The following is a 25,432-nucleotide window of genomic DNA, read 5'->3' on the forward strand; positions in this document are numbered from 1 at the left end:
AGGGCGGCGCGCTATCGACAGGTCACACCCCCTCACCCAGCTTCGACTAGCGAACAAGTTCGCAAGTCTGCGCAACCCTCTCCCTTGAAGGGAGAGGGACAGAGGTTTGCTCCCGCACAAAACTGCGCTAAGCGCCGCGCACCATGACCGACACGCCCTCCACCGAGCAACGCGACTATCGCGACACCGTCTTCCTGCCCAAGACCGACTTTCCGATGAAGGCCGGCCTGCCGCAGAAGGAGCCGCTGATTCTCGCCAAATGGATCGAGGGCAATCTGGAGGGGCAGATTCGCGCCAGCCGCAGGGGCCGCGACCAGTTCATCCTCCACGACGGCCCGCCCTACGCCAATGGCGACATGCACATCGGGCACGCGCTCAACCATATCCTGAAGGACATGGTCGTCCGCACGCAAACGCTGAAGGGCAAGGATGCGCCCTACGTTCCCGGCTGGGACTGCCACGGTCTGCCGATCGAGTGGAAGGTCGAGGAGCAGTATCGCAAGAAAAAGCTCAACAAGGACGAGGTTCCGGTCGAGGAATTCCGCGCCGAATGCCGCGCCTATGCGCAGCATTGGGTCGACACACAGCGCGAGCAACTCAAGCGCCTCGGCATCGGCGGCGACTGGGACCATCCCTACCTCACGATGGATTATGAGGCCGAGGCCACCATCGTCCGCGAACTGCTCAAATTCGCCGCCAACGACATGCTCTATCGCGGCGCCAAGCCGGTGATGTGGTCGCCGGTCGAAAAGACCGCGCTCGCCGAAGCCGAGATCGAATATGAGGACATCGTCTCGACTCAGATTGATGTGGCGTTTGAGATTACAAAGGCACCGAACGCTCCCGAATTGGTCGGCGCTTATGCAGTAATCTGGACAACGACCCCTTGGACGATCCCTGTCAACCAAGCACTGGCCTTCAACTGGGATGAGGCGTACTCAGTTCTGAACCTAGGCGACCATCGGTACGTGATGGCGACCAAGCTCGTTCCTGCATTCATCCAGCGCGTGGCAAAAACAACCGGCGTGGAACCAGAGCATTCGCTTTCTTGGATCAAAGCAGACGAGCAGTGGTTCTACGGGCTACTACTGGAGGACGCGGAAGCCCGCCACCCGATGCACGCGCTCGGCGGCTTCTTCGCGCGCCCGCGCCCCTTCCTCGCGGGCGATTTCGTCACGACCGACAGCGGCACCGGGCTCGTCCATATGTCGCCCGACCATGGCGAGGATGATTTTGACCTCTGCAAGGCGAACGGGCTCGACCCCGTGTTCGCGGTCGAGGGCGACGGTAAATATCGCGAAGACTGGAGCTGGCTCGGCGGCCAAGGCAGCGTCATCAACCCCAAGTTCAACGCCCCTGACGGCCCGATCTGCACCGGCCTGCGCGAAGCCGGCGGGCTGCTCGCGGCGTCGGCCGACTATAAGCACAGCTATCCGCACAGCTGGCGCTCGAAGGCGAAGGTCATCTATCGCTGCACCCCGCAATGGTTCGTGCCGATGGACAAGGTGATGACGCATATCGAGCCCAAGGCGCCGCGCGAGCAGCGCTGGGAAAGCGAAGGCGGCGCGATCAACCCCGCCGAGGAAGGCCTCTGCGACGCGCCGACCTTGCGGCAGGCCGCGATGCACGCGATCGACCGCACCCGCTTCGTCCCCGAAAAGGGCCGCAACCGCATCGGATCGATGGTCAAGGACCGTCCCGACTGGGTGCTGTCACGCCAGCGCGCGTGGGGCGTGCCGATCACGCTCTTCGTCGACCGCAAGACCGGGCAATATCTCAACGACCCACTCGTCAACGACCGCATCGTCAATGCGGTGCGCGAGGGCGGCGTCGATGCATGGTGCGACGCACGCGCGCAGGAGTATCTTGGCGACGCCTACAACGCCGCCGATTACGAACGCATCACCGACATTCTCGACGTCTGGTTCGATTCGGGCTGCACCCACGCCTTCGTGCTCGAAAGCGGCAAATGGCCCGCGCTCGTCCGCCACGACGGCGGCACCCACAGCGCCGACCTCTATCTGGAGGGCAGCGACCAGCATCGCGGCTGGTTTCAGTCGTCGCTGCTCGAAAGCTGCGGCACGCGCGGGCAGGCGCCGTACAAGGCGGTGCTGACGCACGGCTTCACGATGGACGCCAAGGGCCTCAAAATGTCGAAATCGCTCGGCAACACGATCAGCCCGATCGACCTGATGCGCGACTATGGTGCCGACATCCTGCGGCTGTGGGCGCTGTCGGTCGATTTCACCGAGGATCACCGCATCGGCAAGGAAATCCTCGCCGGGGTCGCCGACCAGTATCGCAAGCTCAGGAACACCTTCCGCTACCTGCTCGGCGCGCTCGACGGGTTTTCGGAGGAGGAGCGCATCACCGACGTCGCGGCGATGCCCGAACTCGAACGCTATATGCTGAGCCTGCTCGCCGATCTCGATGCGAAGCTGGCGCGCGCGGTCGATGATTTCGACTATAACAGCTACACGCGCCTGCTCGCCGATTTCTGCAACGAGGATCTGTCGGCCTTCTATTTCGACATCCGCAAGGACGTCCTCTACTGCGACCTCGGCCCCGCCGCTCCGCTCGGCACCGACACCCGCCGCGCCTATCGCAGCGTGCTCGACACGCTGTTCCACGCGCTCGTCCGCTATGCGGCGCCGGTGCTGGTGTTCACCAGCGAAGAGGTTTGGGGCACGCGCTATCCCGATGCGGGCAGCGTGCATCTGCTGGAATGGCCTGACCTCGACCAGCTGATGCATTCCCGCGAAAGTGGGAATCCAGTGCGCGCGTCGGCTGATCCCACCCTGGGTTCCCGCCTTCGCGGGAACACGGAATTGGTCGAAAAGTGGGCGCTGATCCGCAACACTCGCGCCCTCGTTACCGAACGCATCGAACCGCTGCGCCGCGAAAAAGTCATCCGCTCCAGCCTTGAAGCCGAAGTCTGGCTACCGAACGAAGGTGGCGACGTCGATTTTGAAGAAATCTTCATCACATCGACCATCCACACCGGCGAGTGGGACGTGAAGCGCACCGAAAACCACAAATGCGGCCGCTGCTGGCGCCATCTGCCCGAAGTCACCAACGACGGCGCCTTGTGCAATCGGTGCGAGACGGTATTGGGGGCGGGATGAGCAGCGCCCGTTCCCCCTATCTGCGCTTCGGCCTGATTTTCGCCGCGGTCGCCTTCCTTCTCGACCAGCTGACAAAATGGGTCATCACCGTCCCGCTGTCGCTCGAATCCAAGGGGGTCATCGAACTGACCAGCTTTTTCGACCTGCGCTGGGCCGAAAACTGCGGCATCTCGCTGTCGATGTTCGCGAGCTGCACCGACACGACGCGCTGGACGCTCGTCGCGGTGACGGGGATCGTCGCCGCCGCGGTCGCCTTCTGGATGACGCGCGAACAGGCGAAGGGCGACGTGATCGCGCTTGCGATGATCCTCGGCGGTGCGCTCGGCAATATCGTCGATCGCGTGCGTTTCGGCTATGTCGTCGATTTCGCCGACCTGCACATCGGCGATTTCCGCCCCTTCATGATCTTCAACGTCGCCGATGCGTGCATCACGCTCGGCGTGCTTTTGCTGGTTGCGCGCGCGCTGCTCTTGGGCGAAAAGGCGGGCCACGCGGACGCCAAGCCGTCCACCGAGTAAACGGGGCGCATAGGAGAATATTTTAGTGAACCGGACCACCGCCATCCTGGCTGCCTCGATTATTGCCACCACCCTGTCGGCCTGCGGGTCGAACAGCCTGTTCAGCCGCGACCGTCCCGACGAGATGATGGTGTCGCGTCAGGCGCCGCTCGTCGTGCCGCCCGATTTCGCGCTCACCCCGCCCGCGCCCGGCACCGCGCGCCCCGGCGGCGAATCGACCGCCGAACAGACGCTGCGGGCGCTCTTCGGCGGCCCCTCGGCACGCAGCCCCGGCGAAACGCAGATCATCGGCAGCGCCGACGGCGCGCGCGCCGACCCCGGCATCCGCAGCCAGGTCGGCAGCCCCGCGACACAGGTCGTCGACAAGGGCCTCGTCGTCCGCGACATCCTCGCCGCCCCCGAAGGCGACGGCCGCGACGCGCAGGCATCGATTCCGGGCGCGTAAACGCTCCACCCTGTCGCATCGTGACATGGATTGAACGTCCCGAAGACCACTGACGGTTTCGGGCGGGATGCCGGCCGCAACCTCTTTCCGTTCGTGTCGAGCGAAGTCGAGACACCCATCGACGCTAAGCCTGGGCCGAGGGGCATCTCGACTTCGCTCGATGCGAACGGATTAGGAGGGCGGCAAAGACGGCGTTTGGTCGAAACCGGGCTTCAACCGGTATTTCGCCGCCGCGTATCGCTTCTGCTCCGCGCAGCAGCTCAAGCCCGCGCGCCCGCTTCCTCGACCCCCGCGCTGTTGTGGCGCAGCGCCTTCAGCACGCAATCGACGATCTGCGGCGCGTTGAGCCCCGCTTCGTCATATTGCAGTTCGGGTTTGTCCTGGTCCTGAAACACATCGGGCAGGCGCAGCGTGCGCAGCTTCAGCCCCGCGTCGATCAGCCCCTCGTCGCTTGCCAGCGTCAGCACATGCGCGCCCAGCCCGCCGATGCTGCCTTCCTCGACCGTCACGCACACTTCATGGCTCGCGAGCGTCTTGCGGATCAATTCCTCGTCGAGCGGCTTGGCGAAGCGCAGGTCGATCACGCTCGTCGAAAGGCCGCGTGCTTCCAGCGTGTCGGCGGCCTTCAGCGCCTCGGCGAGGCGCGTGCCGAGCGAAAAGATCGCGACGGTCTTGCCGCTCCGCACGACGCGCCCCTTGCCGATCTCCAGCTTTTCGGGAACCGCGGGCAGCGCGACGCCGGTGCCGTTGCCGCGCGGATAGCGGAAGGCGATCGGGCCATCGTCATATTCGGCGGCGGTGTAGGTCATATGGACCAGCTCGGCCTCGTCGGCGGCGGCCATCACCACCATGTTGGGCAGCGTCGCGAGATAGGTAACGTCGAACGATCCCGCATGCGTCGATCCGTCGGCACCGACCAGCCCCGCGCGATCGATCGCGAAACGCACCGGCAAATTCTGGATCGCGACGTCATGCACGACCTGATCGTAGGCGCGCTGGAGGAAGGTCGAATAGATCGCCGCGAACGGCCGCATCCCCTGCGCCGCCAATCCCGCGGCAAAGGTCACCGCATGTTGCTCGGCGATGCCGACGTCGAAGCTGCGCGTCGGATGCGCCTTGGCGAATTTGTCGACCCCCGTCCCCGACGGCATCGCCGCGGTGATTGCGACGATGCGCGGGTCGGTATCGGCGAGCTTCGCCAGCGTTTCGCCGAACACATTCTGGTACGCGGGCGGCCCCGGCGGCGCCTTCGCCTGCTCGCCGGTGATGACGTCGAATTTCTGGACGCCATGATATTTGTCGGCGGCGGCCTCGGCGGGGGCATAGCCCTTGCCCTTCTTGGTCACCGCATGGATCAGCACCGGGCCATGTTCGCTGTCGCGGACATTTTCGAGGATCGGGATCAGATGGTCGAGATTATGCCCGTCGATCGGCCCGACATAATAAAAGCCGAGCTCTTCGAACAGCGTCCCGCCCATCGCCATGCCGCGCGCATATTCGTCGGTCTTTTTCGCCGCCTTGTGCAGCGGTTCGGGCAATTTGCGCGCAAAGCGCCGCGCGATTTCGCGCAGCTCGATAAACGGCCGCGACGACACCAGCTTCGCCAGATACGCTGACAGCCCGCCGACCGGCGGCGCGATCGACATGTCATTGTCGTTCAGGATGACGATCAGCCGGTTGCCCGCCTGCTTCGCATTGTTCATCGCCTCATAGGCCATGCCCGCCGACATCGACCCGTCGCCGATCACCGCGATCGCGCGGCCCGGCTGATCCTTCAGCTTGTTGGCGATCGCAAACCCCAGCGCCGCGCTGATCGAGGTCGACGAATGCGCCGCGCCGAACGGGTCATATTCGCTCTCGCTGCGCTTGGTGAACCCCGACAGCCCGCCGCCTTGGCGAAGCGTGCGGATGCGGTCGCGGCGCCCGGTGATGATCTTGTGCGGATAACATTGGTGGCCGACGTCCCACACAATCTTGTCGCGCGGGGTGTCGAAGACATAGTGCAGCGCGGTCGTCAGTTCGACGACGCCCAGCCCGCTGCCCAGGTGCCCGCCCGTCGTCCCGACGGCGGAAATCATCTCGGCGCGCAGCTCGTCGGCGAACTGGCGAAGGTCTTCGGGCTTCAGCTTGCGGAGGTCGGCGGGGACATCCACCGTGTCGAGCAGCGGCGTATGCGGACGGTCGGTCATCAGGCGGTCATACTGGTAACCGCCGATACTGTCGAACGAAAAGGATTAAGCATATCGTCGCCCCCGCGCAGGCGGGGGCCGCCATCGGTTTACACAACACGGGCGGGCAAGGCGGTCAGCGGCCCCCGCCTTCGCGGGGGCGACGCGGTATGTCACCCGCTCCATCCTCCTCCTCGCCACGCTCTTTCGCCGCATCGACCTGCGCGTAGAGCCCGCGCACCATCAGGTCGGTGAACACCAGCATCACCCCGATCATCCCGACCAGCAGCGCGATTGCGGCAACAGGAAACGGCCCGACGCTCCCGATCGCCCCGCGCCGCATCGCGAGCGCGAGAAGCGCCGCCGCCGCCATCAGCGCATAGCCGATCAGGCGCGGGACCCGGCTCATGCGCCCATCCTGGGCAGGGAACCAACAGGCCTCGCGGGGAATAGGACAGCGGTCGTGATGGTGCGGTGCATAAAAGACGCATGAAAGCAAAATCGCATCGCCGCAAGACGAAGTCGTTGCAATAGCCCGCGCTTTACCTACACCGTTGGAAAGAGGGGCAAGATCATAGGAATGACCGACGCATGTCCATGCCCCGCCCGCTGCGCCCCGCCCGCATTGCCCGCTGCGCACACCCGCTGATTCTCTGCGCGGCGCTGCTTTTCGCCGCGCCTGCGGCGGCCGAGGATGCACCGCCGCCCCGCGATCCCTCCGCCGAAATCCTCGTTTCGCCTGTCGCGGACCAGCCCGAGGCGCCGCGCTATTATCAGAATAGCGACATCGACGAAGACATATTGCTGCCCGCGGCGCGCGAGGACGACGACAATCCCGAACGCACCTGGTCGCGCGACTATATCGCGGTCGCCGCAGGGGTGCTCAGCACGTCGAAATATAATGGCGACGACGACCGCCGCCTTCTTCCCGCCTTTTACGTGCGCGGGCGGGTCAGCGGCTATTCCTTCTCGACGCGAGGCACCAATTTCCAGGTCGACCTGATCCGCCAGCGGCGCGGGCAGAAAACCGATTTCAAATTCGGCCCGATCATCAGCCTGCGCAGCGACCGGACGGGCAAGATCGACGACCCGCAGGTTGCAGCGCTCGGCAAGCGCAAGCTGGCGGTCGAAACGGGGCTTTTCGTGGGCGTAACGCACACCGGCGTCATCACCAGCGCCTATGACCAGATTTCTTTCCGCTTCTCCGCGCTCAAGGATGTGTCGGGCCGCCACGGCAGCTGGGCCGCCTCGCCGACGATCGATTACGGCACGCCGCTGTCGAAGCGCGCCTATGTCGGCGTGTCGGCGTCGGTCAATTTCTATGGCAAGGGTTTCGGCCGTTATTATTACGACATCGACCCCGCGGGCAGCGCGGCGAGCGGCCTGCCCGTCTATGACGGCGCGGGGCGAAAGGCGACCGCGGGCAAATATACGCTGGGGCTCGCCGGCGCCTATGCGCTGTCGGGCGATCTGCGCAAAGGCCTCGTCCTGCTCGGCGGCGCGCAATATGGCCGCCTTGGCAAAGATTACGCCCGCTCGCCGATCGTCGCCGACCTCGGCGACGCCGATCAGTGGCTGTTCGGCGGCGGGCTGGCGTACCAGTTCTGACGCCTTTCGGCCTGGTATGACCTGCGGCCGCGGCATCAATTTGGCGGGTGACTTTACGGCCGCGGGCGCTAGAGTGCGCGCATCCCCGGGGAGCCTGCCGCGCAAACGCAGGTTGAGAGCGGAATAGACCGCGACCCGTTGAACCTGATCCGGGTAATACCGGCGGAGGGAGGGTCGGCGTTCCGCCCAAGCCAAATGGGGGAAATCCGTTCTCGCTCCGAACCTATGGAGCGAACAGACATGGCCGACATCGACAGCCGCCTCGACAAAGCGCTAGCCCAGCCCATCGGCGTCACCACCGGACCCATTCGTGGCAGCCGCAAGATCCACGTCGCGGCGCAGACCGGCAGCGGCATCCGCGTCGCGATGCGCGAGATTCTGCTCGAACCCTCGTCGGGCGAGCCGCCGGTGCGCGTTTACGACACCAGCGGGCCGTACACCGACCCCGACGCGGTCATTGACATCGCCAAGGGCCTCCCCGAACTCCGCCGCGACTGGATCCGCGGCCGCGGCGACGTCGAGGAAGTCACCCAGCGCGAGGTCCGCCCCGAAGATAACGGCCAGCTCGGCCCGGATCGCTCGGGCGGCGTCCCCGCCTTCCCCAATGTCCGCCGCCAGGTGCTCCGCGCCAAGCCCGGCGCGAACGTCAGCCAGATGCACTATGCCCGCCGCGGCATCATCACGCCCGAGATGGAATATGTCGCCGAGCGCGAAAATCTCGGCCGCGCGCGCCTCGCCGAATACCGCCGCGACGGCGAAAGCTGGGGCGCCAGCATCCCCGACTATGTCACCCCCGAATTTGTTCGTGATGAAGTGGCAAGAGGCCGCGCGATCATCCCCAGCAACATCAACCACCCCGAAAGCGAGCCGATGGCGATCGGCCGCAACTTCCTCGTCAAGATCAACGCCAATATCGGCAACAGCGCGGTCGCATCCGACGTCGCATCCGAAGTCGACAAGATGGTCTGGTCGATCCGCTGGGGCGCCGACACCGTCATGGACCTGTCGACCGGCCGCAACATCCACGACACGCGCGAATGGATCATTCGCAACTCGCCCGTCCCGATCGGCACCGTCCCCATCTATCAGGCGCTGGAGAAAGTCGGCGGCATCGCCGAGGATCTGACTTGGGAAATCTTCGCCGACACGCTGATCGAACAGGCCGAACAGGGCGTCGACTATTTCACCATCCACGCCGGGGTCCGCCTGCCCTACGTCCCCCTCGCGGCGAAGCGCATGACCGGCATCGTCTCGCGCGGCGGCAGCATCATGGCGAAATGGTGCCTCGCGCATCACAAGGAAAGCTTCCTCTACGAACGCTTCGACGAGATTACCGAGATTATGAAGGCCTATGACGTCGCCTACAGCCTCGGCGACGGCCTGCGCCCCGGCAGCATCTATGACGCGAACGACGAGGCGCAGTTCGCCGAGCTCTACACGCTGGGCGAGCTCACCAAGCGCGCGTGGGACCAGGATGTGCAGGTGATGATCGAGGGGCCGGGCCACGTCCCGATGCACAAGATCAAGGAGAATATGGACAAGCAGCTCGAAGCGTGCGGCGAGGCGCCCTTCTATACCTTGGGGCCGCTCACCACCGACATCGCGCCGGGGTACGACCATATCACCAGCGGCATCGGCGCCGCGCAGATCGGCTGGTACGGCACCGCGATGCTTTGCTACGTCACGCCCAAGGAGCATCTGGGCCTGCCCGACCGCGACGATGTGAAGGTCGGCGTCGTCACCTATAAACTGGCCGCCCACGCCGCCGACCTCGCCAAGGGCCACCCCGCCGCACAGGTCCGCGACGACGCGCTATCGAAAGCGCGCTTCGAATTCCGCTGGCGCGACCAGTTCAACCTGTCGCTCGACCCCGACACGGCGGAGCAATATCACGACCAGACGCTCCCCGCCGAGGGCGCCAAGTCGGCGCATTTCTGCAGCATGTGCGGCCCCAAATTCTGCTCGATGAAGATCAGCCAGGAAGTCCGCGATTTTGCGAAGCTGCAAAATCAGGACAGCGCCGGCTTCATCGCCGCCGAAGAGGCCGAAATGGGCATGGCGAAAATGAGCGAGGTTTATGAGGAAACCGGGCGCGAGCTGTATATGGGCGCGAGTGACCGGGAGCAGGATTGAGTCGATTGGAGCTCACCATTTTACCGGTTTTAGGCAAAGCAATGAGCTCTTGACTTACAGAAAATTTACGGGTTCTCTGTTCGCAGAGGCGTAGTAGCCGAGGAGAGGGGCCACCGTAACAGAAACTGATGGTTTTTCGAGACTCGCGGGTTGAACAGTTCTTACTGGGTGCACTCTGCGGGAACGCCACTCTAAAATGGAGTGCGTGGAAACCCTTTACTTCTTGGCCCCCTCCGATTCATGCAGAATGCAATTCGCTCCGAAATAAAGCGCGTTTCTGATCGTGTTTTTGCTCGGAAGAAATCTAGGCTAAATACAGAAGAAGACTATAGAGAACGCTTTGAAAAGCGCACCGGCATTGAGGCTGGCCTGCCTCCAGACAGCGGCCTTGGACCTGTCAATCGGCATTTTGACCCAAAATACTGCAAGAGAAATGCAAATTTCTTAGCAAAGACGATATGGCATAAGGTAATTTCGGGGCAATACGCACCACAGCCCGCCCTAAATTTTTTCATCGACAAGGAAGATGGAACGAAAAGAAGCCTGATGGCATTTTCGATTCCGGATACGGCACTAGCCAACATACTTATGAGAAGACTAAGAGAGAGGAATATTAAAAGATTCTCTCCCCACTCATTCGCATACCATCCTGATAAGAATATATTTGATGCAATACTAGATCTTAGATCATTTATCATGGATACAGATAAGATATATTCTGTCCAGATAGATTTTAAGAATTATTTTGATTCCATTCCCAGCACATATCTATTGAGACTTTTGGATAATCCAGAATTATTCTCGCTTACCCCTTCAGAGAAGAAAGTTCTCAGGGAGTTTATTTTTCATAAGTATGCTCAGCGAGGCGCCTACGAGAAAGGCGAATTTCTCTCGCGATGGAGGGGGACGCCTCAAGGCTCATCCATCTCTCTCATTTTAGCAAATCTTGCAAATCACTCACTCGACACAGCGCTCGAAAAGCTTCCGGGAAAGTTCGTGCGATTTGCAGATGATGTCACCGCTTTGTGCGAGTCATATGAAGACGCGATAAAAATCGAACGATGCTTCTTTGAACATTGCCATCGCACTGGCATTGAAATGAACAGAAAAAAATCTCCCGGGATAGCTGTTCTAGCTAACAAAGAAGCAGAGATTAGGACTGTAGATCATATAGACTATCTCGGATACAGATTCACTGAAAATGGCCTCATTCTTTCTGACAAAACCGTATTAAGAATAAAAGCAAAGATATCGAAAATGGTATCCGTGTATTTAACGCACTACATTTCCAATGCCGGATTTAATCACTATCGCGTTGGGGTCGCTGGTCGTTACGATTGGGATCTACTCGGACTGATATCAGAAATTAGAAACTACTTATACGGCGGGCTATATGAAGGCGAAATCGGCGCCATGATGAAAAGCGGCAAAAAACTTAGAAAAATGAAAGGCTTGATGAGCTTTTACGCTCTTCTTGACGATAAAGAGCGACTGAAGCATCTCGATGGATGGCTTGCGGGAGTCATCGAGAGGGCCATGCGAAAGCGCAACGCGATTCTAAATGATAAATATAATTTGGCTGGTCTCACACCGAGCTCAGAAAGCCTGATACGAGGGGATTGGCTCAATCTTGATGCTTGGAAAGGCGATCAAAAGCCCGAGGTGAGGTTGCCGAGCTTTGTGCGAGGCTGGCGCGCAGCTCGGAAATACTATTTGACCTTTGGCCTTAAAGACGTTGAGCCACCGAAGTATGGATACCAATACAAAGGTTGAGTTTGAACTTAGGCAACACATACCAACACGACGCTACACTCCCACCCATGCGCGCCCGGAACCCCCTCTACGTCATGGCCAAGCCGCCGCCGGAGGTACAGGCGGCGATCGTCGCGCTGCCGCGCAACGATCCCGGGCGCGGCCCGGACCTTCTCCACGTCACGCTCATCTCGCTCTACGACCTGCACTATGCGCCGCCCGAGTGGCTGCCCGCGACCATCGCCGCGCTGGACAGCTTCGCCGCGGCGCCCTTTCCGCTCCGCTTCGACCGGATCGAGAACCGCAAGGCGGTGACGCTGCGCACGCGCGATCCGCTGGCCGAGGCGCGGGCGTTCCAGAAGGCGCTGGTGAACCACCTGCTGCGCGAGAAAGCGCCGATCATGGACGGCACCACCCCCGAACCGCACATCACGATCAACTATCGCGGCGACCGGCTGGGTTCCCAGAAAATCCCGCCGATCGGCTGGACGGTCGATGAAATCATCCTGACCGAAAGCATCGTCGGCAAGACCACCCATGTCGAGCACGGCCGCTGGCCGCTGCGCGGGGTTGCAGGCTGATCGATGGCGGACGCGGAAGGGCTCTTCCTTCTTTCGTCACCCCGGATTTGATCCGGGGTCCAGCTTTTCACCGTCGCTGAGCGGGACCCCGGATCAAGTCCGGGGTGACGATGAGGAATGGGGTCGCCCCACCAGCTTGCGCACCATCGCCCGCACCTCGGCGGGCGTGTCGCCGCTGACCACCTCGACATAGCCGATGCCCGCACGGCGCAGCGCCTCGCGTTTCACCGCATCGCGCGCGGCGCTATTGTCGCTCAAATGATGACCCTTGCCCTGCATCTCGACCGCGTGGAGCGGGCGGCAATCGGCGTCGACGATCAGCAAATCGACGCGCTTCGAATTGACTGCAAAGAAGGCCGCCTCGTCCGGGCTCGCCAAAATCTCGCCCAGCGACACTTGTCCCATCGCGCGCCAGCCGGGGCTTTCGTCGGCCAGTGCCTTGTCGAGCACCGAGAGCAAGCGCCGCTCGCCCGCGTTGAGCAAGGGCCGCGCGGTAAACGGCGCTGCCATCACGACACGAAGCTGCTCGGCGGCGGTCGCGATCGGGTCGAGCGGTTTCGATGGCTGCACCGCCTTCGCCTTGCCGTCCCACGCGCGCTTTCCGCCGCGCCTTTGCCACCGCTCGCGTCGCTCGGCGCGTTTCCACCCCTCGACGATCCGCTCGACGCCCATGCCGATCACCGCGCCGACCGCAAGGACGAGCGCCAGCAACAGCGGTTTGTCGATCAGGGCCACGATCTCACTCGGCATGGCGCGCGGCATAGCGTGACGCTGGTTACCAAGGGGTAAGCCCTCCCCCCACCGTCCACCCCCGCAAAAACCCCTTTCCTACATCGCATCGCCATGCTTCATCCTGTTCGATGACCCAGCCCAAACCCCATGCTCGCCCCGCGCGGCCGCGTGGTCCGGCATTGCAAGGCCCGGCGCCGCAAAGCCTGACCGCCGCGCTGTCCTCCTTCACCCCCGCGCAGCTTCAGCGCCAGCGCAGCAGCGGCTGGACCCCCGACCGCCAGCGCAAATTCATCGAGGCGCTCGCCGCATCGGCCTGCGTGACCGAGGCGGCGGCGAGCGTCGGGCTGTCGGCGACATCGGCCTATAACCTCCGCCGCCGCCCCGATGCCCATGTGTTCCGCCATGCGTGGGATACCGCGATCGATTGCGGGATGCGGCGGCTGGTCGATGCCGCGCTGGCGCGCGCGGTCCACGGCGTGCCCGTCCCCATATTCTACAAGGGCGAACAGGTGGGCGAGCGGCGCGAATATCCCGAACGGCTCGCGATGTTCCTGATGCGCGCGCACGACCCCCATCGCTTTTGCGCCGCAGGTGCGGGCGACGCGGGCCGCAGCGCCGCGCCCGCCCATGGCGACCCCGCCGAAGCCCGGCTGGCCGATGCGCTCGCACGGATCGGCGCGCCCGCCGACGACCCGCCGACCCCCGCCCCGCTGCGCCTGCCCGGCCCGACTGCCGATGACGGCGATGGCGATGGCGATGGCGACGGCGCGCGGCCAAGTGACTGATTTCATGGGTTCGGGGGTGACAAGTTTGACAAGTTAAGGCACAGCAAGACGGAAATGACTGACACCGCCCCCACCGGCCCCGATGCGGGCGCAACCTTTTATCACGGCACGCGCGCCGACCTCGCCGTCGGCGACCTGCTCGCCGCGGGCTGGACCAGCAATTACGACACCGAAAAGCCGCTGTCGTGGATCTATTTCTCCGCCGCGCTCGAGTCGGCGATCTGGGGCTGCGAACTCGCCGCGGGTGACGGGCGCGAACGCATCTATATCGTCGAGCCCACCGGCGACTGGTTCGACGACCCCAACCTCACCGACAAGAAATTCCCCGGCAACCCGACGCGCAGCTATCGCAGCCGATCGCCGCTGCGCATCGTCGGCGAAGTCGAAAGCTGGACCTCGCACCCGCCCGAGGTGCTGCAGGCGACGAAGGACGCACTTGCGAAGTTGAAGGCGGAGGGAAGGGACGTCATCATCGACTAAACCAATCCTCCCTGTCGCGAAGCGATGGGGAGGGGGACCGCCGCCGCAGGCGGTGGTGGAGGGGCAGCGACGGTAGCGCCAAGGCCCCTCCGTCAGCGCTTCGCGCTGCCACCTCCCCATGGCTTCGCCACAGGGAGGATCGCGTTAAACCCACGAAGGAGAACCCCCATGCCATCCCCCATCCGCACCCTCACCCTCGCCGCGCTGGTCGCGCTCGCGCCCACGGCCGCCGCTACCGCCGCCGCCGCGGAGACCGCGCCGACCACCCAGCCCGCACCCCTCCAGCAACTGCGCATCTATGAAATCCCGCGCGCCAACGAAGGCGTGTTCCACGACCGTTTTCGCGATCATACGCTGCGCATCATGGCGCGCCATGGCTTTGCCGTCCGCTCGATCTGGCGGAGCGAGCATGAGGGCAAGGTCGAGTTCGTCTATCTGCTCGACTGGCCCGACGCCGCGACGATGAAGGCCGCCTGGGCCGCCTTCATGGCCGACGCCGAGTGGACGGCGATCAAGCGCGAAACCGGCGCGCGCCACGGCCGCTTCGTCGATTCCATTTCGGAACGCACGCTCGACCCCCTGCCCTGGTCGCCCGACCGCGCGGCGGCGGGGAGCTGAAGCGGTGAGGCGCGTCGGCGCGGCGGACCATAGAAGGGACGGCGGAACCCTTGCGCTCTCTCGGGGGTCTATTCCGGCAGAGGGGCAATAAAGCCTGCCTTGCCCACCTGGCCCGGCACGCGACCTTATGGAGTGATGCCGATGAACAAGTTGATGACCCTGCCCCTTGCCGCCGCGACCGCGATGCTCGGCGCCTGCGCCTCGACGGGCGGTTATGGCTATGACGATGGCGGCTATGGCTATTACGACCGCAATTATTACGACCAATATGGCCGGTATGATTATGATCGCCCCGATCCGCGCTACGGCGGCTATTATGCCGATCAATATTATCGCGAGGATCGCCGCTATCGCGAACGCCGCCTGTCGAACAATGACCGCATCTATCGCGGCCGCGACGGCCAATATTATTGCCGCCGCAACGACGGATCGACCGGGCTGATCGTCGGCGGCGTCGTCGGCGGCATTGCGGGCAACGTCATCGCGCCGGGCGATTCGAAAACGCTCGGCACCGTGCTCGGCGCGGTCGGCGGCGCGGTCGCCGGACGCGCGATCGAACGCAGCGGCAACGACGACGTGCGCTGCCGCTAAAAGGGCATTTAGCGCCGCGGAGAGGCTGGTGGGCCGTGCCCTATCCGGCGATCTCCGCGGTCGCGGCGCGCTCGATCGCCGGGCGCCAGTGGCGCGCGACGGGCAGAAGGAAAATCTCCGCCAGCACGCGCTCGATCTCGTCCGCCGTCAGGTATCGCCGGTCGATGCGCCCGTCGGCGAGCCGCGTCGTCAGCCGGTTGTCGCGCAGGCCGTAGCGCGCCTCGGCGGTCGTGCGCGCAGCGATCAGCTGGTGGCGGAAATGCGAATCGGGATGCGCCGACGTGTACCAGTTGCCGACCTCATAATCGATCGCCGGCGGCGGCGCGTCCTCGATGCGGTAGAGCGTCCGCCATTCGCTTTCGATCAGCGCCGCGACCTGCCATTCGGCGCCGTGCCGGACGATGCGATAGCTTTCGTGGCGCGTCGGCTGCGGCGCCTCGTCGTCCATCGCCAGCGGCTGCGGCGGCACCGCGGCGCCAAAGCCGACGTCGGTCAGCCAGGCGCGGCCGTCGATCCTGACGCGCACCACCATATGCGAGCGCGGCGTCGGTGGCGCATCGTCGGGCAGCATCCAGCGCACCCGGCCGATCAGCCCCTCGGCATCGAAACCGATCGCACGCAGCGCGCGCAGGAACAGGCCGTTCTGCTCGAAACAATAACCGCCGCGCCGCTGGCCGATCAGCTTGGCCTCGACCGCCGCCGCGCCGATGTCGATCCCGGCGCCGGTCAGCGCATCGATCGCCTCGAATGGAATCGCCGCGATATGCGCCGCCTGCAAGCCCGCGAGCACATCGAGCGTCGGCGCGAGCGCACCGCGATAGCCGATCCGCGCAAGATAGCGCGGCAGGAAGGTGGCGGGCGCCGCTTCATTCTCGGTTTGGCCGGAATCGGACACGGCGGCGGCGGGGGGTTGGTGCAGCATGTCGGGGGCTCCATTGCGAATCGATGCCCCGGTTTATGAAAGCTCAACGGCGGTTGAGGTCAAATAAAAAGCGACCGACATTGGTCCTCGGATGGTTTTCGACCTTAGGCCAATGGCTTGGCAACATCAGCGCCCAATGTTAAAAGGAAAGCAAAGGGTGGAGTGAATGATGGCGGTATCACTACTCATCGCGGCGCTCTTGGCGGCTCAACCGGCAACGACTGCTGAAGAAAAAACCGACATAATCGTCACTGGCGAACGTACCCGCGAACAGCGGAGCAAGAGCTTTGTCGATGCTATCGCGCGGGCTTCAGCCAAAAGGCAAATTGCCCGGTTCGAAGATCCACTCTGTCCGACGAGTATCGGCCTGACCGAAGCCGACGCCGCAACGGTCGAACGCCGCCTGCGCCGGGTGGCAGAGGCTGCGGGTGCGCGCACCGCCAAACGCGGCTGCCGCACCAATCTCGTGATCCTGATCGTCGATGACCGGGAAAAGGCGATTGCCCACTGGCAAAAAAACCGGCCCGACTTTTTCGAGGGTCTGACGAAAGCCGAGATCGACGCGCTCCAAAACGGGATCGAGCCTGTCGCGGCATGGCAGATTGTCGCGCTGAAAGGCGCCGACCGGCGTCCGGTGGGCCGAACGCAGGAAGGGGTGATCGATTATACGGTCCATAATCAGGTCGTTCCGACCCGCATCGGCACCACGATCCAGTTCGAATTCTACGGCGCTTTCCTACTCGTCGAAGCGTCGGCTCTCAAAGACATGACTTTGATGCAGCTCGCCGATTATGCCGCCATGCGGACCCTCGCCAGAACCGATGCCGCATCGGCGAGCGGCCAGTCGGCTCCGACCATCCTGTCGCTTTTCGATGCCGGCGGCCCGGCCGCCGCACCGCCGAGCGTGACCCACTGGGATCTTGGCTTCCTGACCGCGCTCTACCGGATCGATCCGGCGTTCGACGAGCGCGCGCAGCGCAAGGCGATAGCGCATATCGTAAGCCAGCAGGTAGCCAAAGCGTCCGAGGAAACGACCGACGACTGACCCGATTCGACTCTTCCCCTAAATCGGAACATAATGAGAACATTGATCCGATTCGGAGGAGCTATCATGGATCCGATGTTCCGCTATTTTCTGGGCTTTCAGGTGCCCGCCGACCGCGCGGGCTGGCTGGCGCGCCGCTTGCCGCCCGTGGCGGGCGACCTGTTCGCCGGGCTGAAGCCGCAAAATTACCACCTCACGCTCTGCACGATCGACGAAACGCGCGCCGCGCATCCCTTTCTGCGGCAAAGGGTCGCGGCGGCGCTGGAAGCAGGGCTACCGGCGGCAACGACGATCGGCTTCGGCCGCATTGTCGGCCGCGGCGTCGGCGCCGAACTGGTGACCACGGGCAGCATCGCGGGCATCCGCGCGCTTTACGCGGAACTCGTTGCAAGGCTCGCCCCGCATGGGATTGCGCCGCTCTACCGCGAATCGGGACTGCGCCCACACATCACGCTCGGTTATGGCGAGCACCCGTTCGAGCCTGTCGCCGTCACATGGAACTGGACGCCGCGCGAGCTGGTGCTGATCGAAAGCCATGTCGGCCACAGCCGCCACCGCGTGCTGCAACGCTGGATGCTCGAACCGCCGGCGCAGGCCGCGTTCGATTTCATGGACGATGCCCTGCCCCCACCGCTGCGCCGCGCCGCTTAAACCTGCAAATTATGCTCGAGCGATCTCGCAGTTGAGCAGCTTCGACACCGGGCAATTCTTCTCCGCCTCGGCGGCGAGCGCCGCGAATTCGTCGGGCGAGATGCCGGGGACGTTGCCCGTCAGCACCAGCGCCGACTTGGTGATCGTAAAGCCGCCGTCCTGCTGCTCGAGCGTCACCGCCGCGCTCGTCTCCAGCGTGTCGCCCGAATAGCCCGCGCGCGCGAGGCCGAAGGACAGCGCCATGGTAAAGCAAGCCGCATGCGCCGCGGCGATCAGCTCCTCGGGGTTCGTCCCGGGCAGCCCTTCGAAGCGCGTTCCAAAGCCATAGGGCTGCTCGTCGAGCACACCCGATTTGGTCGTGATCGATCCCTTGCCCTCTTTGCCGAAGCCTTCGTAACGGGCGGATGCGCGGTTGACGGTCATGGCATGTCTCCTTGGTTAGCGCCGACGCCTTTAGCTCACTCTGATCGATTTTGCCGCGCCACCCCCGCGCGGTCGAGCTCGCCGCCCAGCCGCCCGGTCAGCCACAACGCCCACATCCGGAAATCGGCGGCAAGGCTCCACAGCGGATAGGTGAAGGTCGCGGGCCGGTTCTTTTCGACCGCGAAATGCGCGACCCACGCAAAGGCATAACCCGCGAGCGGCAGCGCAATCAGCCACCCCCACCGCCCGCTCAGCACCGCACCGACGGCGATCGCCACGACCAGGCTGGTCCCGGCATAATGGAGCGCGCGCGTCGATGCCTTGCTGTGCTCGCGCAGGTAAAAGGGCCAGAAATCGGCAAAGCTCGTATAGCGCCGCGCCATGGCGCCAAACATGTCGCGCCCGCGCCGCGCGGTCAAGCCGTCTGCCGCTTGATCCGCACCAGCGCCGCGTCCAGCGCCTGCAAAAATTGCGAGCGATCGGCTTTCGAAAAGGGCGGCGGCCCGCCCAGTCCCGCACCCATCCCGGCGCGCAGATCGGCCATGATCGCGCGTGTCGCGATCGCCGGGCCGATCGACGCCGGCGTGAAGGGCTTGCCATTGTGCGCCAGCACGCTTGCCCCGGCCTTCAGCGCGCGGTCGGCGAGCAATATGTCGGCCGTGACGACGACGCTACGCGCATTTGCCGCCTCGGCGATCCAGTCGTCGGCGGCGTCGAAGCCGTCCGACACGACCACCCGCTCGATCAGCGGGTGCTCGGGCACGCGCAGCCGGCTGTTGCTGACGACCTTCACCTCAGCTTCGTGCCGCCACGCGACGCGATAGATTTCCTCCTTCACCGGGCAGGCGTCGGCATCGACGAGGATGACGGGCACGCTCATCCGCCCATCCCGTCCCACAGCAGCTTCGCGCCGAGCAGCACCATCAGCAGATAGATGAGCACATAGAACCGCTCGGGCTGCATCGCCTTCATCCAGCGCACGGTGAGCAGCGTCGAGACGATCGCAAGCGGCATCAGCAGCAGCGCCGCGACGACCACCTCGTGCGGAAAGGCGCCGAGCGCCAGATAGGCGGGCACCTTCATCCAGTTGACGATGGCGAACAGGATCGCGCTCGTCCCGATGAAGGTCAGGTGCGGCAGCTTGCGCGGCGTCACCCACATCTGGAACGGCGGCCCGCCTGCGTGGGCGATCTGGCTCGTCAGCCCCATGATGGCGCCAAAAATCGTTCCGACCCACCCCGGCGAGCGCGATGCGGCAACGATCCGCCCGCCGCGCTCGACCCACAGGCGATAGAGGCCGAAAGCAAGCGTGATCGCGCCCAGCGCCGCCATCAGCTGCGCCTCGTCCACGCGCTCGGCATACACATAGCCCGCGACAATCCCCACCGCCGCACCCGGCAGCATCCAGCCGATGATCCACCCGTCCCACGTCTTGCGGAACGACCAGACGCTGATGACATCCTGCACGATCAGGATTGGCAGCAGCAACGCGGCCGCGGTCGCGGGCGGCAGTACCAGCGCGGCAAGCGGCGTCGCGAGCGCGCCGACCCCCGCCAGCCCGCCCTTCGCCATGCCGAGCAGGATCACCGCGGCGACCAGCACCGCCAGCGTCACCGGATCGGCGAGCAGGCTCATCGCGCCCCGTTCATGCGCCGGGATCGTCGGGCAACCGCCAGTCGATCGCGCCGCGCCCCTGCGCCTCGAGAAAGGCATTGGCCTGGCTGAACGGCCGCGACCCGAAAAAGCCGTTATGTGCCGACAGCGGCGAGGGATGCGGCGCGCGCAGGATCAGGTGCGGGCTGCCCGCCCCCAGCCCCGGCACATTCGCCGCCTTCTTCTGCGCATGGCTGCCCCACAGGATGAACACCTTGGGCGCCGGATCGGCGGCGACCGCGGCGACCGCGGCGTCGGTGAACTTCTCCCACCCCTTGCCCTGATGCGACGCCGCCTGCCCCGCCTCGACCGTCAGGCAATTGTTGAGCAGCAGCACGCCCTGCCGCGCCCAATGCGCCAGATGGCCGTGCGGCGCGGGGGCGATGCCCAGGTCGCTGCGCAATTCCTTATAGATATTGACGAGGCTCGGCGGCACCCGCACGCCCGGCTGCACCGAGAAGCAAAGCCCATGCGCCTGCCCCGGTCCGTGATAGGGGTCCTGCCCCAATATCACGACGCGAACATCTTGCGGCGGCGTCGCGTCCATCGCAGCGAACCAGTCACGCGGACGCGGATAAATCGTCTTGCCGTTCGCGCGCTCGCCTTCCAGAAATTGCTTGAGCGCCGCCATATAAGGCTGCGCAAACTCGCCGCCGATGCGCGCGAGCCAGTCGGGATGCAGTTTGACCTCGGCCATGACCGCGCTTCACCAGAGCGGCGCAGGCTTGTCCAGTCCCGCCTCCAGGCGAATGCCAGCAAGCGGCCGATCAGGGGCATAAATCCTCCCTGTGGCGAAGCCATGGGGAGGTGGCAGCGCGAAGCGCTGACGGAGGGGCAATGGCGCCAACGTCGCAGAGCCCCTCCACCACTCGCTGCGCGAGCGGTCCCCCTCCCCATCGCTACGCGACAGGGAGGATATTATCATCATCGTCATCCCGGACTTGCTCCGGGTTCCGTAACGACGGCGCGGCTATGGATCTCGGATCAAGGGATGACAAATGTCTGGCAACGACCGGAAGCAGCCGTCGCCCCCGCGAAGGCGGGGGCCGCTGTCGGTTTACGCAGCGGCGTAGGCAAAGGCCGACTGCGGCCCCCGCCTTCGCGGGGGCGACGGTCAATTGGAACGTCCGCTCCCCACCCCAAAACCGCCAAAAACCCCCCCCTTAAATCCTCCCCCGCACGCTCAAAAACATCCGCCGCCCCAGATAGTCATATTGCGTCCCGAACGCCGGCGCCTGTCCGATCACCGGCGGCGACGCGGTTACTCCGGTCGAGACCTGCGGCGGCGGCGTGTCGAACAGATTGGCGATGCCCAGCGTGATGCGGAACCGCTCGGCAACATCGCGGCTGACCGACAGCGAGTGATAGAAGGTCGCGGGCACGCTCACATCGGGACAGAAACGCCCGCCGGGGCGGTAGCTCGACGTGCGGCACGGATCGCCGCCTTGCGCGCGCAGCAGCTCGTCCATGTTCGACGCCGCGCCGGTGACGTCGAGGCCATAGAAAAGCGTCCATTGGTCCTTCGTCCAGCCGAGCGTGAAGTCGCCGACCCATTTCGGATTGCCGATCGTGCCATTGTCGTCGATCACCGTGCCGGGGAACAGCGCGACCTTGTCCTCGACCTGCCACGTCATCTGCGCGCGGAACGCCAGCGACCCCAGTCTGCCCAGATCCTGATCGAGCGCGAGCGACAGGTCGACGCCGCGGTTCCGCTGGCGGCTGATGTTGACATAACGGTCGGTGACGCTCGCGACGCTCCCGCTATCGGGCCCGGCGGTCGCGCGCGTGAACAGACCGCACAGCGGCTCGTCGGGGAAGAATTCGGAATCATAACAGCCCGACAGGATATTGCCCGCGCCGAGCAGAGTGATTTCTTGCCTAACCTTGATGTCGAAATAATCGACCGCCAGCCGCGTGCGCAGCCCGCCCCACAGCGCCCCCGACAAATCGGGGGTCAGGATCAGCGACACGGTTTTCGCGGTCGAGGTTTCGGGCTCCAATCGGCCGATGCCGCCGCCCGACACGATCGTCGCGGGGCCGATCCCCCCGGCATAGTCGGGCGCGATGCCGTCGGCGGCGCAATTGTCGAAGACGCGCTGGCTGATCGCCCCCACCGCGAGCCGCGCCGCGGTCTGGATGCACGGGTCGATCATCTGCTGGTCGAGGAAACCCGTCTGGTCCTCCAGGAACAGTTCGAACAGCGCGGGCGCGCGGAACGAGGTGCCCCAGGTGCCGCGCAGGCGCAGCCAGTCGGTCACCGCCCAGTCGGCGCCGACCTTCCACGTCGTATCGCTGAAGCGGTCGGACACGCCGTCGCGGCGCGTCGCCGCGACATGCGTATAGCGCGCCGCACCCGACAGCGTCAGCCGCTCGATCATCGGCACGCCCTCAAGCAGCGGCAGTTCGACCTCGCCGAAAACCTCCTTCGACACGGTGCGTCCCGCGGTGATGCCCGAGGTGGTGAAGTTGGCGACATTGCCCGCGAGCGTCACGTCGCCCGGCGTGTCGTCGATTTCGTCGCGGCGGATCGTCGCGCCGAACGCGGCACCGACAGGCCCGGCGGGCAGGTCGAACAGCTTGCCGGTCAGCAGCGCCTCGGCCGAGCTTTGCTTGAACAGCGTCCGCCCCGTCTCACGCCCCATCAGGAAGGCGCGTTCCTCCGCCGTGAAGTCGCCGCGAAGCACGCGCGGATCGGTGAAGTCGATGTCGATGCAGTCCGCGCCGCGGATCGCCGTCACCGTGCCGACGCACGACCGGGTGCGCAAAGTCTGCGACGCGATCGCGTCCTGATAGATGACGTCCTGCGTATAACTCGCGTCCGACCGGCTGTGCTGGCCGTGGACGTCCCATTTCCACCCCGCCCCGATTTCGCCGCGCAGCCCCAGCACGCCGCGATAATAATCGACGTCGGCCTCGCTTTCGGACTTCACCAGTACGCGCGGGCGCAGGATGATGTTGCCGCCGAACTCGGCGTTGAACGGATCGCCCATGTCGAACGGGTCGCAATTGTTCGCCGCCGGGTTGCAAAGGAAAAAGGGCAGCATCGACGCGCCGGTGAATTGTTCGAGCGTCAGAACCTGAAAGCCGTTGTTCTTTGACTTGCGATTGCTGAACAGCGCCTCGCCATAGAGAGTAACGCCGTCGGTGATCTCATAGGCGGCATCGGCAAAGGCGCTGATCCGGCTGACGCCCGAGAAAACATCCGAATCCTGTTCGACCGGCTCGAACTGGTTGAGCGCGCCGGTCGACGGCCCGTCGAAATTGACCCCGAAGAAATCGGCGGGACCGAACACGCCGATCGGATTATAGGCATTGATCGGGATGCCGACGCCCGCAAACTCGGCGCCATATTGGCCGGCAAAGATCGGCTGGCCGTTCGGCGCAATCAGTCCGGGGCCGAATGTCGGAAAACCGTCCTGATCGACCCCCGAAAAATCGGCAAAGACGATCGCATTGCCCAGCGTGCTGCTGCACGCGGGCTGGCCGGTGCGGAAATCGATAATGTCGGCGCGGCTGCCGTCGGCTTCGCGCTTCAGATATTCTTCCGAACAGAAAAGGAAATCGCGGTCGCGGCGTGTCAGATTCTGCTGGCGGAACACATCGACGGTCGCGAACACATGGCCGCGGTCGAATTTTTTGCCAAAGCTCGCGTCGGCGCCATAGCTTTCACCGCCGCCATGTTCGGTGATCGACGAAAAACCGCCGCCTTCAAAACCGTTCAGGTCGTCGCGGGTCAATATATTGACCACACCGGCAACGGCATCCGAGCCATAGATCGACGACGCGCCGGTTTTCAGCACCTGCGCCTCGCGCACCACCGACAGCGGCAGCACATTGAGGTCGAAGGGCGCGACCGAACCGCGAATGCCCGCGGGGCCCGCACGGCGGCCATTGATCAGCACGAGCGTGCGCTCGGCGCCCAGCCCGCGCAGCGACAGCGACTGCACGTCATTGCCGCCGTTCGCGATAAAGCGGTTCGAAATCGCCGACGTGACCTGGATCGACCCCTGCGCCGCGGGCGCCGAGCGCAACACGCCGACGAGGTCGAGCTGCCCCTGCAATTTCGCGGCTTCGGGATCGATGATCTGGATCGGATCGGCGCTGGTAAATTCGCTCTTCGCGATGCGCGATCCGGTGACGACGATGTCCTCGCCCTCGGCCTGCGCCATCGCGGGGCTGGCCGTCAGTGCGATCGCCGAGGCCGTGGCGGCCAGAAGCGCCTGGGCCGAAAACACCTGGGAACGGGTGCCCATGTTCATCATCCTTGTCCGAACAATATTGATACGCCCCCCGGCGCGGCCGACATCTAGCGCCGAGGCGTTTCGATATGGTTGACGCGGCGGTAAGTTTTTCGGCGGAGCTTGCCCGCGCGGCGCCGCGGCGGTAGGCACGGCGCCGAAAGGATCGGCGCGATGAGCAAGGCAATGGGCGACACGCTGGGACGGCTCGAAGCGGTCATCCACGACCGGCTCGCCGCGGGCGCGGCCGATGCATCCTATGTCGCGAGCCTTGCCGCCAGGGGCCGCGGCAAGATCGCGCAAAAGCTCGGCGAAGAAGCCGTCGAGGCGGTGATCGCCGCGGTCAGCGAAGACGATCCGGCGCTGATCGGCGAGGCGAGCGACCTCGTCTTCCACCTCTCGATCCTGCTTGCGACACGCGGCCTCAGCTGGGACGCGATCGCCGCCGAGCTCGACCGCCGCCACGGCACCTCGGGCCACGCCGAAAAAGCCAGCCGCCAGCCATAGGAGACCCCATGCCGATCGACGCTACCCTCCCCTATGACGACAGCAACATTTTCGCGCGCATCCTGCGCGGCGAGCTGCCGGCCAAGACCGTCTACGAAGACGAGTTTGCCCTCGCCTTCCACGACATCAACCCGCAGGCGCCGCTGCATATCCTCGTCATCCCCAAGGGCGCCTATGTCAGCTGGGACGATTTTTCCGAGCGCGGCAGCGACGCCGAGATCGCGGGCTTCGTCCGCGCGGTGGGCAAGGTTGCGCGCGATCAGGGCCTTGTCGCCCCCGGCTACCGCCTGCTCGCCAACGCCGGGCTCGACAGCCATCAGGAGGTGCCGCACCTCCACGTCCACATCTTCGCCGGCCGCCCGCTCGGCCCGATGCTCGCGCGCTAGCGTCGTCGCGGCAACGGCTGGACTCGCCCCCCGCTTTCCAGCAGGATAGGCGCGCAGGCCGGCGAGGGGAG

The 25,432-nt window shown here is 64.6% G+C and carries 25 protein-coding genes and 1 riboswitch; of the genes, 15 read left to right on the plus strand and 10 right to left on the minus strand.

Going from position 1 to position 25,432, the window contains the following annotated elements; all coding sequences use genetic code 11:
• Window positions 1-143: 143 nt before the first annotated feature.
• From ileS to VSX77_RS06435, 3 genes are read left to right on the plus strand one after another with little or no spacing between them, the layout of a single operon-like run.
• Window positions 144-3,125 (plus strand): isoleucine--tRNA ligase, encoded by a 2,982-nt coding sequence (ileS, locus tag VSX77_RS06425; RefSeq protein ID WP_338426823.1) that lies wholly within the window; start codon window positions 144-146, stop codon window positions 3,123-3,125.
• Window positions 3,122-3,643 carry a signal peptidase II gene (lspA, locus tag VSX77_RS06430; protein WP_338426824.1) on the plus strand — a complete coding sequence of 174 codons (522 nt, stop codon included), beginning with the start codon at window positions 3,122-3,124 and terminating at the stop codon, window positions 3,641-3,643. The genes ileS and lspA overlap by 4 nt, the downstream gene beginning before the upstream one ends.
• A 25-nt stretch (window positions 3,644-3,668) precedes the next feature.
• Window positions 3,669-4,088 carry a DUF3035 domain-containing protein gene (locus VSX77_RS06435; RefSeq protein ID WP_338426825.1) on the plus strand — a complete coding sequence of 140 codons (420 nt, stop codon included), beginning with the start codon at window positions 3,669-3,671 and terminating at the stop codon, window positions 4,086-4,088.
• A gap of 260 nt (window positions 4,089-4,348) precedes the next feature.
• Here the strand turns inward: VSX77_RS06435 and dxs are convergent, their stop codons facing one another.
• Window positions 4,349-6,277 carry a 1-deoxy-D-xylulose-5-phosphate synthase gene (gene dxs / locus VSX77_RS06440; RefSeq protein ID WP_338426826.1) on the minus strand — a complete coding sequence of 643 codons (1,929 nt, stop codon included), beginning with the start codon at window positions 6,275-6,277 and terminating at the stop codon, window positions 4,349-4,351.
• Window positions 6,278-6,392: 115 nt separating this feature from the next.
• Complete coding sequence (locus VSX77_RS06445; RefSeq protein ID WP_338426827.1) at window positions 6,393-6,665, minus strand: hypothetical protein; 273 nt, start codon at window positions 6,663-6,665, stop codon at window positions 6,393-6,395.
• A 182-nt stretch (window positions 6,666-6,847) separates the two neighbouring features.
• Between VSX77_RS06445 and VSX77_RS06450 the strand changes: the two genes are divergently transcribed.
• The 4 genes from VSX77_RS06450 to VSX77_RS06465 all read left to right on the plus strand — a co-directional run bounded on the left by VSX77_RS06450 (window position 6,848) and on the right by VSX77_RS06465 (window position 12,330).
• Window positions 6,848-7,864, plus strand: coding sequence for a MipA/OmpV family protein (locus tag VSX77_RS06450; RefSeq protein ID WP_338426828.1), 1,017 nt, complete (start codon window positions 6,848-6,850; stop codon window positions 7,862-7,864).
• Window positions 7,865-7,940: 76 nt separating this feature from the next.
• Window positions 7,941-8,052, plus strand: a riboswitch (TPP riboswitch).
• Window positions 8,053-8,104: 52 nt separating this feature from the next.
• On the plus strand, window positions 8,105-9,997 hold the full coding sequence (thiC, locus tag VSX77_RS06455) for a phosphomethylpyrimidine synthase ThiC (RefSeq protein WP_338426829.1): 1,893 nt from the start codon (window positions 8,105-8,107) through the stop codon (window positions 9,995-9,997).
• A 240-nt stretch (window positions 9,998-10,237) separates the two neighbouring features.
• Window positions 10,238-11,770, plus strand: coding sequence for a reverse transcriptase domain-containing protein (locus VSX77_RS06460; RefSeq protein WP_338426830.1), 1,533 nt, complete (start codon window positions 10,238-10,240; stop codon window positions 11,768-11,770).
• Between the two features lie 47 nt (window positions 11,771-11,817).
• Window positions 11,818-12,330, plus strand: coding sequence for a 2'-5' RNA ligase family protein (locus VSX77_RS06465; protein WP_338426831.1), 513 nt, complete (start codon window positions 11,818-11,820; stop codon window positions 12,328-12,330).
• A 93-nt stretch (window positions 12,331-12,423) separates the two neighbouring features.
• Here the strand turns inward: VSX77_RS06465 and VSX77_RS06470 are convergent, their stop codons facing one another.
• On the minus strand, window positions 12,424-13,080 hold the full coding sequence (locus VSX77_RS06470) for a DUF2726 domain-containing protein (protein ID WP_338426832.1): 657 nt from the start codon (window positions 13,078-13,080) through the stop codon (window positions 12,424-12,426).
• A 110-nt stretch (window positions 13,081-13,190) separates the two neighbouring features.
• On the opposite strand from VSX77_RS06470, the gene VSX77_RS06475 reads away from it, so the two are divergent.
• The 4 genes from VSX77_RS06475 (at window position 13,191) to VSX77_RS06490 (ending at window position 15,536) form a co-directional block, all read left to right on the plus strand.
• On the plus strand, window positions 13,191-13,847 hold the full coding sequence (locus tag VSX77_RS06475) for a hypothetical protein (protein ID WP_338426833.1): 657 nt from the start codon (window positions 13,191-13,193) through the stop codon (window positions 13,845-13,847).
• Between the two features lie 54 nt (window positions 13,848-13,901).
• The gene (gene arr / locus VSX77_RS06480; RefSeq protein ID WP_338426834.1) at window positions 13,902-14,327 is read left to right on the plus strand and encodes an NAD(+)--rifampin ADP-ribosyltransferase; all 426 of its coding nucleotides are present in this window, start codon (window positions 13,902-13,904) and stop codon (window positions 14,325-14,327) included.
• Window positions 14,328-14,495: 168 nt separating this feature from the next.
• A complete protein-coding gene (locus tag VSX77_RS06485; protein WP_338426835.1) occupies window positions 14,496-14,945 on the plus strand; it encodes an NIPSNAP family protein in 450 nt (149 codons plus the stop codon).
• A 141-nt stretch (window positions 14,946-15,086) separates the two neighbouring features.
• Window positions 15,087-15,536, plus strand: coding sequence for a glycine zipper 2TM domain-containing protein (locus VSX77_RS06490; RefSeq protein WP_338426836.1), 450 nt, complete (start codon window positions 15,087-15,089; stop codon window positions 15,534-15,536).
• A 40-nt stretch (window positions 15,537-15,576) separates the two neighbouring features.
• Here VSX77_RS06490 and VSX77_RS06495 read toward each other — a convergent pair whose 3' ends face one another.
• Window positions 15,577-16,458 (minus strand): arylamine N-acetyltransferase family protein, encoded by an 882-nt coding sequence (locus tag VSX77_RS06495; RefSeq protein WP_338426837.1) that lies wholly within the window; start codon window positions 16,456-16,458, stop codon window positions 15,577-15,579.
• Window positions 16,459-16,624: 166 nt separating this feature from the next.
• Between VSX77_RS06495 and VSX77_RS06500 the strand changes: the two genes are divergently transcribed.
• Both VSX77_RS06500 and VSX77_RS06505 read left to right on the plus strand, forming a co-directional pair.
• Window positions 16,625-17,503 (plus strand): hypothetical protein, encoded by an 879-nt coding sequence (locus VSX77_RS06500; RefSeq protein WP_338426838.1) that lies wholly within the window; start codon window positions 16,625-16,627, stop codon window positions 17,501-17,503.
• A 66-nt stretch (window positions 17,504-17,569) separates the two neighbouring features.
• Window positions 17,570-18,154 carry a 2'-5' RNA ligase family protein gene (locus VSX77_RS06505; RefSeq protein ID WP_338426839.1) on the plus strand — a complete coding sequence of 195 codons (585 nt, stop codon included), beginning with the start codon at window positions 17,570-17,572 and terminating at the stop codon, window positions 18,152-18,154.
• A 9-nt stretch (window positions 18,155-18,163) separates the two neighbouring features.
• Here VSX77_RS06505 and VSX77_RS06510 read toward each other — a convergent pair whose 3' ends face one another.
• The 6 genes from VSX77_RS06510 to VSX77_RS06535 all read right to left on the minus strand — a co-directional run bounded on the left by VSX77_RS06510 (window position 18,164) and on the right by VSX77_RS06535 (window position 24,483).
• Window positions 18,164-18,577, minus strand: coding sequence for an OsmC family protein (locus VSX77_RS06510; RefSeq protein ID WP_338426840.1), 414 nt, complete (start codon window positions 18,575-18,577; stop codon window positions 18,164-18,166).
• Window positions 18,578-18,612: 35 nt separating this feature from the next.
• Entirely contained in the window at window positions 18,613-18,960 is a 348-nt protein-coding gene (locus tag VSX77_RS06515) for a DUF962 domain-containing protein (RefSeq protein ID WP_338427229.1), read from the minus strand.
• Window positions 18,961-18,992: 32 nt separating this feature from the next.
• A complete protein-coding gene (locus VSX77_RS06520) occupies window positions 18,993-19,457 on the minus strand; it encodes a YaiI/YqxD family protein (protein ID WP_338426841.1) in 465 nt (154 codons plus the stop codon).
• Window positions 19,454-20,212 carry a sulfite exporter TauE/SafE family protein gene (locus VSX77_RS06525; protein WP_338426842.1) on the minus strand — a complete coding sequence of 253 codons (759 nt, stop codon included), beginning with the start codon at window positions 20,210-20,212 and terminating at the stop codon, window positions 19,454-19,456. Before VSX77_RS06525 ends, VSX77_RS06520 begins: the two co-directional genes overlap by 4 nt.
• Before the next feature lie 10 nt (window positions 20,213-20,222).
• The gene (gene ung, locus VSX77_RS06530) at window positions 20,223-20,927 is read right to left on the minus strand and encodes a uracil-DNA glycosylase (protein WP_338426843.1); all 705 of its coding nucleotides are present in this window, start codon (window positions 20,925-20,927) and stop codon (window positions 20,223-20,225) included.
• A 466-nt stretch (window positions 20,928-21,393) separates the two neighbouring features.
• Window positions 21,394-24,483 (minus strand): TonB-dependent receptor plug domain-containing protein, encoded by a 3,090-nt coding sequence (locus VSX77_RS06535; protein WP_338426844.1) that lies wholly within the window; start codon window positions 24,481-24,483, stop codon window positions 21,394-21,396.
• 159 nt (window positions 24,484-24,642) lie between these two features.
• Here VSX77_RS06535 and VSX77_RS06540 point away from each other — a divergent pair, with 159 nt between their 5' ends.
• Together VSX77_RS06540 and VSX77_RS06545 are read left to right on the plus strand one after the other, a co-directional pair.
• A complete protein-coding gene (locus tag VSX77_RS06540; protein WP_338426845.1) occupies window positions 24,643-24,975 on the plus strand; it encodes a phosphoribosyl-ATP diphosphatase in 333 nt (110 codons plus the stop codon).
• A gap of 8 nt (window positions 24,976-24,983) precedes the next feature.
• Window positions 24,984-25,361 (plus strand): histidine triad nucleotide-binding protein, encoded by a 378-nt coding sequence (locus VSX77_RS06545; protein WP_338426846.1) that lies wholly within the window; start codon window positions 24,984-24,986, stop codon window positions 25,359-25,361.
• The last annotated feature ends 71 nt before the right edge of the window (window positions 25,362-25,432 follow it).

This window comes from Sphingopyxis sp. TUF1 (genome assembly GCF_036687315.1).
Taxonomy (GTDB): domain Bacteria; phylum Pseudomonadota; class Alphaproteobacteria; order Sphingomonadales; family Sphingomonadaceae; genus Sphingopyxis; species Sphingopyxis kveilinensis.

Excerpts from the sequence above, each read along its gene's own strand:
- ileS (WP_338426823.1), top strand. The coding sequence starts at position 144 with ATGACCGACACGCCCTCCACCGAGCAACGCGACTATCGCGACACCGTC.
- lspA (WP_338426824.1), top strand. The coding sequence starts at position 3,122 with ATGAGCAGCGCCCGTTCCCCCTATCTGCGCTTCGGCCTGATTTTCGCC.
- dxs (WP_338426826.1), bottom strand. The coding sequence starts at position 6,277 with ATGACCGACCGTCCGCATACGCCGCTGCTCGACACGGTGGATGTCCCC.
- VSX77_RS06445 (WP_338426827.1), bottom strand. The coding sequence starts at position 6,665 with ATGAGCCGGGTCCCGCGCCTGATCGGCTATGCGCTGATGGCGGCGGCG.
- VSX77_RS06450 (WP_338426828.1), top strand. The coding sequence starts at position 6,848 with ATGTCCATGCCCCGCCCGCTGCGCCCCGCCCGCATTGCCCGCTGCGCA.
- thiC (WP_338426829.1), top strand. The coding sequence starts at position 8,105 with ATGGCCGACATCGACAGCCGCCTCGACAAAGCGCTAGCCCAGCCCATC.
- VSX77_RS06460 (WP_338426830.1), top strand. The coding sequence starts at position 10,238 with ATGCAGAATGCAATTCGCTCCGAAATAAAGCGCGTTTCTGATCGTGTT.
- VSX77_RS06465 (WP_338426831.1), top strand. The coding sequence starts at position 11,818 with ATGCGCGCCCGGAACCCCCTCTACGTCATGGCCAAGCCGCCGCCGGAG.
- VSX77_RS06470 (WP_338426832.1), bottom strand. The coding sequence starts at position 13,080 with ATGCCGAGTGAGATCGTGGCCCTGATCGACAAACCGCTGTTGCTGGCG.
- VSX77_RS06475 (WP_338426833.1), top strand. The coding sequence starts at position 13,191 with ATGACCCAGCCCAAACCCCATGCTCGCCCCGCGCGGCCGCGTGGTCCG.
- arr (WP_338426834.1), top strand. The coding sequence starts at position 13,902 with ATGACTGACACCGCCCCCACCGGCCCCGATGCGGGCGCAACCTTTTAT.
- VSX77_RS06485 (WP_338426835.1), top strand. The coding sequence starts at position 14,496 with ATGCCATCCCCCATCCGCACCCTCACCCTCGCCGCGCTGGTCGCGCTC.
- VSX77_RS06490 (WP_338426836.1), top strand. The coding sequence starts at position 15,087 with ATGAACAAGTTGATGACCCTGCCCCTTGCCGCCGCGACCGCGATGCTC.
- VSX77_RS06495 (WP_338426837.1), bottom strand. The coding sequence starts at position 16,458 with ATGCTGCACCAACCCCCCGCCGCCGCCGTGTCCGATTCCGGCCAAACC.
- VSX77_RS06500 (WP_338426838.1), top strand. The coding sequence starts at position 16,625 with ATGATGGCGGTATCACTACTCATCGCGGCGCTCTTGGCGGCTCAACCG.
- VSX77_RS06505 (WP_338426839.1), top strand. The coding sequence starts at position 17,570 with ATGGATCCGATGTTCCGCTATTTTCTGGGCTTTCAGGTGCCCGCCGAC.
- VSX77_RS06510 (WP_338426840.1), bottom strand. The coding sequence starts at position 18,577 with ATGACCGTCAACCGCGCATCCGCCCGTTACGAAGGCTTCGGCAAAGAG.
- VSX77_RS06515 (WP_338427229.1), bottom strand. The coding sequence starts at position 18,960 with ATGGCGCGGCGCTATACGAGCTTTGCCGATTTCTGGCCCTTTTACCTG.
- VSX77_RS06520 (WP_338426841.1), bottom strand. The coding sequence starts at position 19,457 with ATGAGCGTGCCCGTCATCCTCGTCGATGCCGACGCCTGCCCGGTGAAG.
- VSX77_RS06525 (WP_338426842.1), bottom strand. The coding sequence starts at position 20,212 with ATGAGCCTGCTCGCCGATCCGGTGACGCTGGCGGTGCTGGTCGCCGCG.
- ung (WP_338426843.1), bottom strand. The coding sequence starts at position 20,927 with ATGGCCGAGGTCAAACTGCATCCCGACTGGCTCGCGCGCATCGGCGGC.
- VSX77_RS06535 (WP_338426844.1), bottom strand. The coding sequence starts at position 24,483 with ATGGGCACCCGTTCCCAGGTGTTTTCGGCCCAGGCGCTTCTGGCCGCC.
- VSX77_RS06540 (WP_338426845.1), top strand. The coding sequence starts at position 24,643 with ATGAGCAAGGCAATGGGCGACACGCTGGGACGGCTCGAAGCGGTCATC.
- VSX77_RS06545 (WP_338426846.1), top strand. The coding sequence starts at position 24,984 with ATGCCGATCGACGCTACCCTCCCCTATGACGACAGCAACATTTTCGCG.